We start from the raw sequence: 10,406 nt of genomic DNA on the forward strand, positions 1-10,406 counted from the left end.
GCGGGCGCCCTGAGGTGAGCAGGGCGCCACATTCCATCAGCTGGCGACAATATTGACCAGCTTGCCCGGTACGACGATGACCTTGCGGATGGTCAGGCCTTCAGTGAAACGCAGCACGTTTTCATTGCTGCGGGCCGCGGCTTCAATGTCTTCACGGCTGGCGCCAACCGGCATCTCGATCTGGCCGCGCAGTTTTCCGTTGACCTGGATAACCAGTTGCAGGCTGTCCTGTACCAGCGCGCTTTCATCCACGGCTGGCCAGCCAGCGTCGATGACTGCGCCTTCATGGCCCAACTGCTTCCACAGTTCGTGGCTGATGTGCGGCGTGATCGGTGCCAGCAACAGGGTCACGGTTTCCAGGCCTTCCTGAATCAGTGCGCGGTCTTGTGCCGTGGCTTGCGGTGCCTTCTCCAGCACGTTCATCAGGGTCATTACTTGCGCAATGGCGGTGTTGAACTTGTGGTGCTGGCCCACATCCTGGCTGGCTTGCTTGATGGCCGAGTGGATCGAACGGCGTACGGCTTTCTGGGCATCGTCCAGCGCAGCGACATCCAGGGCGCCAGGCAGCCCTTGTGCGACGTGGCTTTGCGCCAGGCGCCAGACGCGGCGCAGGAAGCGGTTCGAGCCTTCTACGCCGGAGTCGGACCATTCCAGGCTCATGTCGGGCGGCGAGGCGAACATCATGAACAGGCGGCAGGTGTCAGCACCGTAGGCTTCGATCATGGCCTGAGGGTCAACGCCGTTGTTCTTCGACTTGGACATCTTCTCGGTGCCGCCGATCTCTACGGGCAGGCCGTCGGTTTTCAGGCGGGCGCCAATGATCTTGGCCTTGGCATCACGTTCGACTTCAACGTCGGCCGGGTTGAACCAGTCTTTGCCACCGTTGCTGGCCGTGCGGTAGTACGTCTCTGCGACGACCATGCCCTGCGTCAGCAGGTTCTTGAACGGTTCGTTGGAGCTAACCAGGCCTTCGTCACGCATCAGCTTGTGGAAGAAGCGTGCATAGAGCAGGTGAAGAATGGCGTGTTCGATACCGCCGATGTACTGGTCAACCGGCAGCCAGTGGTTGGCAGCCTTTTTGTCGACCATGCCGCCTTCGTAGTTTGGCGAGGCGTAACGCGCGAAGTACCAGGACGACTCGACGAAGGTGTCCATGGTGTCGGTTTCGCGCTTGGCTGCGGCGCCGCATTTCGGGCAGCTGCAGTTGTAGAACTCAGGCATGCGCGCCAGCGGCGATCCCGCACCATCCGGCACCACGTCTTCTGGCAGGACGACCGGCAACTGGTCTTCCGGTACCGGTACGTCGCCGCAGGATGGGCAGTGGATGATCGGGATTGGGCAACCCCAGTAGCGCTGGCGGCTGATACCCCAGTCGCGCAGACGGAACTGGGTGCGCGACTTGCCGAGTTCTTTCTTGATCAGGGCGGCTTCGATGGCATCGAACGCGCCAGCGAAGTCCAGGCCGTCGAATTCAGCAGAATTGATCAGTTGGCCGTGCTCGCCGTAGGCGGCGTCCCACTCGGTGCCAACCACATCGCCGGCAGGGGTGCGAACCACGGTCTTGACCGGCAGGTTGTACTTGTGTGCGAACTCGAAGTCGCGCTCGTCATGGGCAGGCACGGCCATGACCGCGCCGTCGCCGTAGTGCATCAGGACGTAGTTGGCGACCCACACGGGCAGTTTTTCGCCAGTCAGCGGATGCTCGACGAACAGCGACGTCGGCATGCCTTTCTTTTCCTGGGTGGCAACGTCGGCCTCGGCAACGCTGCCGCTCTTGCACTCGTCGATAAAGGCTTGCAGCGCCGGGTTACCCTGGGCAGCCTGCGTGGCCAGCGGGTGCTCGGCGGCAACGGCGACGTAGGTCGCGCCCATCAGGGTGTCTGGACGGGTGGTGAAGACTTTCAGTGTACCGTCGTGGCCGATCGAGGCCTTGTCGAACGGGAACTGGACTTCCATGCCGCGCGACTTGCCAATCCAGTTACGTTGCATGGTCTTGACCTGTTCAGGCCAGCCCGGCAGTTCGTCGAGGCTTTCCAGCAACTCGTCGGCGTAATCGGTGATCTTGAAGTAGTACATCGGGATTTCGCGCTTCTCGATCAGCGCGCCCGAACGCCAGCCACGGCCGTCGATGACCTGCTCGTTGGCCAGTACGGTCTGGTCAGCCGGGTCCCAGTTGACGGTGCCGTTCTTGCGATAGATGACGCCTTTTTCGAACAGGCGGGTGAACAGCCACTGCTCCCAGCGGTAGTAGTCCGGCTTGCAGGTGGTGACTTCACGCGACCAGTCGAAGGCCAGGCCCAGGCTCTTGAGCTGGGTCTTCATGTACTCGATGTTTTCGTAGGTCCACTTGGCCGGGGCGACGTTGTTTTTCATCGCGGCGTTTTCGGCCGGCATACCAAAGGCGTCCCAACCCATCGGCTGCAGGACGTTCTTGCCCTGCATGCGCTGATAGCGGGCGATGACGTCGCCGATGGTGTAGTTGCGCACGTGACCCATGTGTAGCTTGCCGCTTGGGTACGGGAACATCGACAGGCAGTAGAAGGTGTCTTTGCCTGGTTGTTCACTGACTTCAAAAGACTTTTGCTCGTCCCAGAACGACTGGGCGGCGGCTTCAATTTCGCGGGGCTGATAGAGTTCGTGCATGGCTACTTTGCGCTGAGAAATGGGAGACCTTATCCAGGCAGAACCGCTGCGCCCGGCAATTCGGTGTCAATATAATGAACGCAGTAGCATACATGACCCGTCTCTATCGAGGGAAACCCTGATTGCATCCTCAGACTGGCTGCGGGCCGTTGGTCGTGGCGTCTCGCTGCTTTTGTGAGTACCGCTAAGCTGATCCTTGGGGGCGGTATTTTTATCTCAAATGAGGTGAACGGATGGGTGAGTCGCCGCTACAAGCACTAGAGCCGGAGCTTTGCGAGCGTTTGATCGACCGGTTGGGGCTGGCACTGGATGTCGCCAGAGCCTCTGTTCGACTGCGCGATGAGATGCCCGCCGAATTGGAACTACGTGGATTGAGCTACGCCGAATTTGAAGTGATCAAGGCTTACCTGGCATCGCACCCAGAGCGCTACAGGGCACATATAGATGCGCTGCAGCAGCCTGAGGTACCTGCCGGCAGAGTGGTCTGGCTTAAAGACAGCGCGCGTTCTTCAGCCACGAAAAAGTTCAGCGCATTGCATTTCAAGTAATCGTACGAGCCCTTCAGGCTGTACGACCGGGCCGTTAAATTTTCCATGATCGGCACCTGGCTATTGTTGTCAGGTGCCGATTTTCTTAGGCTTCGCGCATCCATGGAGGTGCCGATGCCGTTTCGTTATTTCATCAAACAATTGATCATGCCGCCTGGCGTGTTGTTTCTGCTGTTGATCGCGGCATGGTGGTTGCGTAACACCTGGCCTCGTACGGCCTGTGCATGTTTCACGCTGGGCTTGGGCGGGCTGTGGCTGATGAGCTTGCCTGTCATTGTGGAGCAGGCCGCACGCCTGCTGGAGCGTGACCCTGCACTGGCTTATGGCCAGTGGGAGGGCCTTGCTGGGCGTGCCGATGCCATCGTCGTGCTGGGCGCGGGCCGAGAGCGCGATGACCCCGCCTGGGGCGCCAAGGATCAGCCGAGTGCTGTCGCGCTTGAACGTATGCGCTATGCCGCGCAACTGGCCAAGGCTTCCGGTTTGCCTGTACTCATCAGTGGCGGATTGCACTACGGTACGCCGCCCAGTGAGGCCCAGTTGATGGCCGACGCGCTCGCGCGCGATTTTGGTGTCTCGGTGCGTTGGAAAGAGGAGCGTAGCCGTACGACCTGGGAGAATGCGCAGATGAGCGCAGAGCTGCTGCTGCCAGAGGGCTACAAGCGCGTGGTGTTGGTGACCCAGGCATGGCACATGCAGCGTTCGCGCTGGAGCTTTGAGCGCGTCGGGTTCACTGTGGTGCCAGCGCCAGTAGGCTACATGGGGCGCAATCATGCTCGCCCGTTTGGCGGCTGGATGCCTGAAAACAAATCACTCTGGCAGAGCAGCCAACTGCTTAACGAAGCCGTTGGTCTGCTCGCTTATCGCTTGTTTTACTAGACTGTTCTGGCGATGCGGCCGGCTATCAATGCCCAGCCCAGCAGCAGGGTGCTGAGAATGATCAGCGGCCAGGAGCGCCATTTCAGGTATGGCGTGAGTTTTTGCATCGGAACCACTTCGCCGTAGAGGATGCCGCGCTCAAATTGCGGGATTTGCGCGGTGATCCGGCCGAAGGGGTCGATCAGGCCGGTGACGCCGTTGTTGGTTGCACGGATCATCCAGCGTCCTGCTTCAAGGGCGCGCATTTGTGCCATCTGCAGGTGTTGCAACGGTCCGATCGAGGTGCCGAACCAGGTGTCGTTACTGATGGTGAGCAACAGCTCGCTGCGTGCCGCGAGGCTGGCGGCGAACTCTGGGTACACCACTTCGTAGCAAATGTAGGGCGCGATCTGGTAGCCCTTTGCTTGCAACAGTGTCTGGTCTGAGGGGCCGCGAGCGAAGTCCGACATCGGCAGGTCGAAGAAGGTGATCAGCCCGCGTAGCAGGTCTTGCAGTGGCACGTACTCACCGAAAGGCACCAGTTTCTGTTTCAGGTAGGTGCCGTCGCCTTCACCGGTGACGGTAATGCCGTTGTAGTAGCGCCGTTGGTCATGCACAACCTGGCGGATTGGTACGCCAGTGATCAGCGCCGAGCGTCGGTCGCTGGCAAAGCTGCCCATCATGTCCAGGTAGCCCTGAGCGGACTCCTTGAGCACTGGCACAGCCGTCTCCGGCCAAACGATCAGGTCGACCTGCTTGGACGTGAAGGTCATGTCGCGGTACAGCGCCAACTGGGCGTTCAGCTGGGTCGGATCCCACTTTAGCGACTGCTCGATGTTGCCCTGGATTGCGGCCACCTTCAGTGGCTCGCCCGCCGGGCGGGTCCAGGCGTGGCCTTTGAGTGCCATGCCGATCGCCCACGGGGCCAGCAAGACGGCCAGCGCGGCGATCAGGAAGGCTTTGCGCTCACGCAGGCGGTTCAGGTTGCACAGCAGTGCGGCGCTCAGTGCCAGGCTGAAGGAGATCAGCCACATTCCACCCAGTGGGGCCAAGCCGGCCAAGGGGCCGTCAAGCTGGCTGTAGCCTGCGTAGAGCCATGGGAAGCCGGTCAGGAACCAGCCACGGAATGCTTCCTGGGCCAGCCAGAGCGCGGCAAAGGCCAGGGCGTCGGCCAGCGGTGCTTCGTTGCGTCGAATCCAGCGCGCCCAGACCCAGGCAGGCAGGGCGAAGAAAAACGCTATCGCTGCGATGAAGGCAAGCATCAGCAGGCCTGCCAGCAGTGCCGAGGCGCCGCCGTAGGTATGGATGCTCACGTAGATCCAGCTGGTTCCCGCGCCGAACACACCGAAGCCATAACACCAGCCGCGCGCCAGAGCCTGGCGTGGGCGAAGGTCGCGCAGGCCCAGGTAGAACATCGCCAGGGTCACCAGCGCCAGTGGCCAGATGTTGAACGGCGCGAGGGCCAGGGTGGTGATGGCGCCGGCCGCCACGGCCAGCAGGTTACCGGGCCAGCCGGGGCGGGTGATCCAACGCATGGTTGTCCTTAGCGGGTGATAGGTGTCAGTCGCAGCAAGTGTATCCGGCGGCTGTCGGCGTTGAGAACCCGGAAACGGTAGGGGCCGATTTCGGTTGTCTCGTTACGCTTGGGCAAGTGCCCGAATGCGCTCATCACCAAACCGCCGACGGTGTCGAACTCGTCATTGGAGAACTCGCTGTCGAAGAACTCGTTGAAGTTCTCGATGGGCGTCAAGGCCTTGATCAGGAAGTCGCCACTCGGCAACGGCTTGATGTAGCTGTCTTCCTCGACGTCATGCTCATCCTCGATGTCGCCGACGATTTGTTCGAGCACGTCTTCGATGGTTACCAGGCCGGCCACGCCGCCATACTCATCGATCACGATGGCCATGTGGTTGTGGTTGGCACGGAATTCACGCAACAGCACGTTCAGACGCTTGGATTCGGGCACAAAGGTGGCCGGGCGCAGCAGGTCCTTGATGTTGAAGCGGTCGCCATTTTCCTTGAGGATCAGCGGCAACAGGTCCTTGGCGAGCAGTACGCCGAGGACATCATCGTGGCTCTCGCCCACGACCGGGTAGCGTGAGTGCGCAGCGTCGATCACCGCTGGCAGGAACTCGCGGGGTGTTTGGGTCGCCTTGATGCTGATCATCTGCGAGCGCGGGACCATGATGTCACGCACTTGCAGGTCTGCGACCTGGATTGCGCCTTCCACGATGGTCAGGGCTTCGCTGTCGAGCAGCTTGTTCTGATGGGCTTCGCGCAGCAGTTCCAGGAGTTCCTGGCGGTTTTTCGGCTCATGGGCAAAAGCCTGGGTCAGCTTACCCAGCCAGGACTTTTGCCCATTGCTCGATCGATCTTCGCTCATGGCGGTTACTCGTGATCCTTACAGGTATCGGTGTCGGGGAAATCGTGTTCGTCGTCGGCATACGGGTCAGGGTGACCCAGTTCGGCAAGCAACGTTCGTTCCAGTGCTTCCATCTCTTCGGCCTCATCGTCTTCGATGTGGTCGTAGCCCAGCAGGTGCAGGCAGCCGTGGATGACCAGGTGCGCCCAGTGTGCCTCCAGCGACTTGCCTTGTTCGGCGGCTTCGCGTTCGACCACGGCGACGCAAATGACCAGGTCGCCGAGCAGTGGAATGTCGAGCATGTCATCGGGCACATCGGCCGGGAAGGACAGCACGTTGGTGGCGTAGTCCTTGTGCCGATAGGTGTTGTTGAGCTCGCGGCCTTCGGCTTCATCAACCAGGCGTATGGTCAGCTCGGAGTCGGCGCTGCGCTGACGCAGGGCAAGCTCACACCAGCGACGGAACGTGGCTTCATCAGGGGCGGCGGCATCAGTAGCCAGTTGCAGGTCGAGTTCAACCATCGTGACGGTTGCCTTCGTGCTTGTCCTGCTGTTTGCTGTCGAAGCGCTCGTAGGCCTCGACGATGCGCTGCACCAACGGATGGCGTACAACGTCTTTCGGCTTGAAGTGGGTAAAGCTGATGCCCGGCACCCCGTCAAGAACCTCGATCACATGCGCCAGCCCTGATTTGGTACCGCGCGGCAGGTCGACCTGGGTGATGTCCCCGGTGATCACGGCTGTCGAGCCGAAGCCGATCCGAGTGAGGAACATTTTCATCTGCTCGACGGTCGTGTTCTGGCTTTCGTCGAGGATGATGAAGCTGTTATTCAAGGTACGGCCGCGCATGTAGGCCAATGGCGCGATCTCGATGACCTGACGCTCAATCAGCTTGGCCACATGTTCGAAGCCCAGCATTTCGTAGAGGGCGTCGTACAGTGGTCGCAGGTACGGGTCGATTTTCTGTGCCAGGTCGCCGGGCAGGAAGCCAAGCTTTTCGCCTGCTTCGACCGCCGGGCGCACCAGCAGAATGCGGCGCACCTGTTCACGCTCCAGCGCATCAACCGCACAGGCCACAGCCAGGTAGGTCTTGCCGGTACCCGCCGGGCCGATGCCGAAGTTGATGTCGTTCGCCAGGATTTCCTTGACGTAGCGCTGCTGGTTGAGCCCGCGCGGGCGGATATTGCCCTTGCGTGTGCGCAGGGTCACGCTCGGTTCGGCGGCAGCCGGGTTTTCCATGGCTTCCAGCGACGACTCCTGCAGGAACAGGTGAACCATGTCCGGCGAAAGCTCGGTAGCCTTGGTTTCGCGGTACAGGCGTCGAAGCAGTTGCTCGGCGGAAGAGGTGAGTTGGGGTTCGCCGATCAATTCAAATTGATTGCCGCGGTTGCGGATTTCAATGGCCATGCGCTGCTCGATGAGGCGCAAATGCTCGTCGAACTGCCCGCACAGGTTGGCGAAGCGGCGAGCCTCAAAGGGCTCGAGGATGAAACGATGAGGTTCTATGGGTGCGTTCAAGGTCGTTTTTTAGCCGCCCAACGGCAATGAGAGTGAATTCAAGGATAACCCCAGAGGCTCACGTGCGAAAGCGCTGAAACGTTCAAGGGTTACCGGGCCCGGTGTGCAGGGCCCGGCCATGCCTTTACGGTAGCAGCGAGCCGAACAACGAGTGAGGCCGTGCATCGTCGATCTGCACGTCGACAAACTGCCCAATCAGTTTGGGATTGTCGCAGCGGAAGTTGACGATACGGTTATTTTCGGTGCGCCCTTGCAACTGCCCAGGGTCACGGCGTGAGTAATCGGTTACCAGAATGCGCTGAACGGTCCCGACCATGCGCCGGCTGATTTCAAAACCTTGATGGTCAAGGCGCTGCTGCAGTACCTGCAGGCGTTCCTTCTTGAGTTCTTCCGGCGTGTCGTCCGGCAGGTCGGCGGCCGGTGTACCCGGGCGCTGGCTGTAGACGAACGAGTAGGAGAAGTCGAAGCCGACATCGCTGACCAGTTTCAGGGTTTGTTCGAAGTCTTTTTCAGTTTCGCCGGGGAAGCCGACAATGAAGTCGGAGCTGATGCAGATATCCGGCACCGCCGCCTTGAGCTTGCGCAGCTTGGACTTGTACTCAAGAACGGTGTGGTTGCGCTTCATCGCGGCCAGTACACGGTCCGAGCCCGACTGCACTGGCAGGTGCAGGTGCTTGACCAGTTGCGGCACGTCAGCGTGCGCCTGGATCAGGCTGTCGGAGAACTCCAGAGGGTGCGAGGTGGTGTAGCGGATGCGACCGATGCCGTCTACTGCGGCAACCACGCGGATCAGCTCGGCCAGGTCGGCCAGGCGCCCATCGTGGGTCAGGCCACGGTAACCGTTGACGTTCTGCCCCAGCAGGGTGATCTCGCGTACACCGTTCTCGGCCAGGTGAATGACCTCGGCCAGTACGTCGTCGAATGGGCGGCTGACTTCCTCGCCGCGGGTGTAAGGCACCACGCAGAAGGTGCAGTACTTGCTGCAGCCTTCCATGACTGAAACGTAGGCAGTAGGGCCGTCGATACGGGGTTCCGGCAGGTGGTCGAACTTTTCGATTTCCGGGAACGAGACGTCTACCTGTGGTTGCCGGGTAGTGCGGGCGGCGTCGATCATCTCCGGCAAGCGGTGCAGGGTTTGCGGGCCGAACACCACGTCGACATAAGGCGCACGCTTACGGATGGACTCGCCTTCCTGGCTGGCGACGCAGCCGCCGACGGCAATGACCATTTCCGGGTTCTGTTCCTTCAGCTCACGCCAGCGGCCCAGCTGGGAGTAGACCCGGTCTTGTGCACGTTCGCGGATCGAACAGGTGTTGAGCAGGATGACATCGGCGTCTTCTGCCCGGGCGGTGACCTCCAGGGCTTGATGTTCGCCCAACAGATCGACCATGCGCGAGCTGTCATACTCGTTCATCTGGCAACCGTGGGTTTCGATATAAAGCTTCTTGGCCATGGGAGATCATCAGGTAATTCAAAGAACCGCGCATTATAAGGGGCGTCAGCGATGGTTCCTAGCGTTGTCGATCAGGTGGCTATGCTATAGTTTGCGCTCTCTTTACCACCTGTCTTCGTTCCCGCCGAAAATGACCAAACGTGCCGATCCGATCTACAAAGTGATTTTTCTCAACCAGGGCCAGGTATTCGAGATGTACGCCAAGCAGATCTACCAAAGTGATCTGTGGGGCTTTCTCGAAGTGGAGGAGTTTATCTTCGGAGAGCGCACCCAAGTGGTGGTCGATCCCAGTGAAGAGAAGCTCAAGGCGCAATTCGAGGGTGTGGTTCGCAGCTTCGTACCGATGCATTCGATCGTGCGTATCGATGAAGTCGAGCGGCTGGGGACACCCAAGATCAGTGAAGCGCGCGGGGGCGGTAACGTGATGCCGTTCCCAATGCCGATGCCCGAGAAGTAAGCAGGACGCTGCCCCGGCGTCAGGGGAGTGGCGAGAAGGGGGTGCGCCCTTCGGCGCTCTGCAGTTCCAGCAGGTACTTGCGGAAGATCTGCCCCAGTACCTGGGTTGCGACCTCCAGCTCGTCACGTGGCATTTGTGCCGACACCTCGTCGGCCATGTCCAGGGCGTCTTCGGCGCCATTGACTGCGGCCATTTTCAGCACGATGTAGGCTTGCACATTGTTGGCCGCCACGCCTTCTCCGCGGAAAAACATGGTGCCCAGGCGGTACTGCGCTTCAGCATGCCCTTGCAATGAGGCCTGTTCGAAGTAGCTCAGTGCCTTGCTCAGGTCGCGCGGTGCATTTTTACCCACGTAGTAGAACTCACCCAACTCGTACTGCGCCTGGGCATCCCCGCCCTGTGCCGCTTGTTGGCAGTCAGCGAGTGCTTGCGCCAGGTCTTCGGGCTGGGAGTCGAGGGTGCAGCGGCCGGTTGCCGGGATCAGCAACGAGTTACCGCCTGCTGTAGCCAGCAGGGGCTGAAGAAGCAACAGGCAGCCCAGGGCAAGGGCGCGGCCGGTGCGGTTCATGGGGA

General features: G+C 60.6%; 10 protein-coding genes. 3 read left to right on the forward strand and 7 right to left on the reverse strand.

The annotated features are described in order from the left end of the window. Positions 1-36: 36 nt before the first annotated feature. On the reverse strand, positions 37-2,643 hold the full coding sequence (gene leuS / locus EKA13_RS16170; RefSeq protein ID WP_065760363.1) for a leucine--tRNA ligase: 2,607 nt from the start codon (positions 2,641-2,643) through the stop codon (positions 37-39). 233 nt (positions 2,644-2,876) lie between these two features. On the opposite strand from leuS, the gene EKA13_RS16175 reads away from it, so the two are divergent. Beyond that, complete coding sequence (locus EKA13_RS16175) at positions 2,877-3,191, forward strand: hypothetical protein (RefSeq protein WP_065760364.1); 315 nt, start codon at positions 2,877-2,879, stop codon at positions 3,189-3,191. 114 nt (positions 3,192-3,305) lie between these two features. Next, positions 3,306-4,067, forward strand: a complete 762-nt coding sequence (locus tag EKA13_RS16180) for a YdcF family protein (RefSeq protein WP_065760365.1) — start codon at positions 3,306-3,308, stop codon at positions 4,065-4,067. Here EKA13_RS16180 and lnt read toward each other — a convergent pair. From lnt to miaB, 5 genes are all read right to left on the reverse strand, one after another. Then, positions 4,064-5,581, reverse strand: coding sequence for an apolipoprotein N-acyltransferase (gene lnt / locus EKA13_RS16185; protein WP_065760366.1), 1,518 nt, complete (start codon positions 5,579-5,581; stop codon positions 4,064-4,066). The two genes, EKA13_RS16180 and lnt, sit on opposite strands and share 4 nt — an antisense overlap. Positions 5,582-5,589: 8 nt before the next feature. Continuing rightward, entirely contained in the window at positions 5,590-6,429 is an 840-nt protein-coding gene (locus EKA13_RS16190; protein WP_065760367.1) for a CorC family transporter, read from the reverse strand. Positions 6,430-6,434: 5 nt separating this feature from the next. Continuing rightward, the gene (gene ybeY / locus EKA13_RS16195) at positions 6,435-6,929 is read right to left on the reverse strand and encodes an rRNA maturation RNase YbeY (RefSeq protein ID WP_065760368.1); all 495 of its coding nucleotides are present in this window, start codon (positions 6,927-6,929) and stop codon (positions 6,435-6,437) included. Then, complete coding sequence (locus EKA13_RS16200; protein WP_065760369.1) at positions 6,922-7,923, reverse strand: PhoH family protein; 1,002 nt, start codon at positions 7,921-7,923, stop codon at positions 6,922-6,924. The genes ybeY and EKA13_RS16200 overlap by 8 nt, the downstream gene beginning before the upstream one ends. A gap of 124 nt (positions 7,924-8,047) precedes the next feature. Continuing rightward, positions 8,048-9,376, reverse strand: a complete 1,329-nt coding sequence (gene miaB, locus EKA13_RS16205; protein ID WP_065760370.1) for a tRNA (N6-isopentenyl adenosine(37)-C2)-methylthiotransferase MiaB — start codon at positions 9,374-9,376, stop codon at positions 8,048-8,050. 130 nt (positions 9,377-9,506) lie between these two features. On the opposite strand from miaB, the gene EKA13_RS16210 reads away from it, so the two are divergent. Continuing rightward, entirely contained in the window at positions 9,507-9,833 is a 327-nt protein-coding gene (locus EKA13_RS16210) for a DUF1820 family protein (protein WP_065760371.1), read from the forward strand. A gap of 19 nt (positions 9,834-9,852) precedes the next feature. Here the strand turns inward: EKA13_RS16210 and EKA13_RS16215 are convergent, their stop codons facing one another. Continuing rightward, positions 9,853-10,401, reverse strand: coding sequence for a tetratricopeptide repeat protein (locus EKA13_RS16215; protein WP_065760372.1), 549 nt, complete (start codon positions 10,399-10,401; stop codon positions 9,853-9,855). Positions 10,402-10,406 lie beyond the last annotated feature (5 nt).

The sequence above is a fragment of the Pseudomonas defluvii genome (assembly GCF_001695625.1).
GTDB lineage: Bacteria > Pseudomonadota > Gammaproteobacteria > Pseudomonadales > Pseudomonadaceae > Aquipseudomonas > Aquipseudomonas defluvii.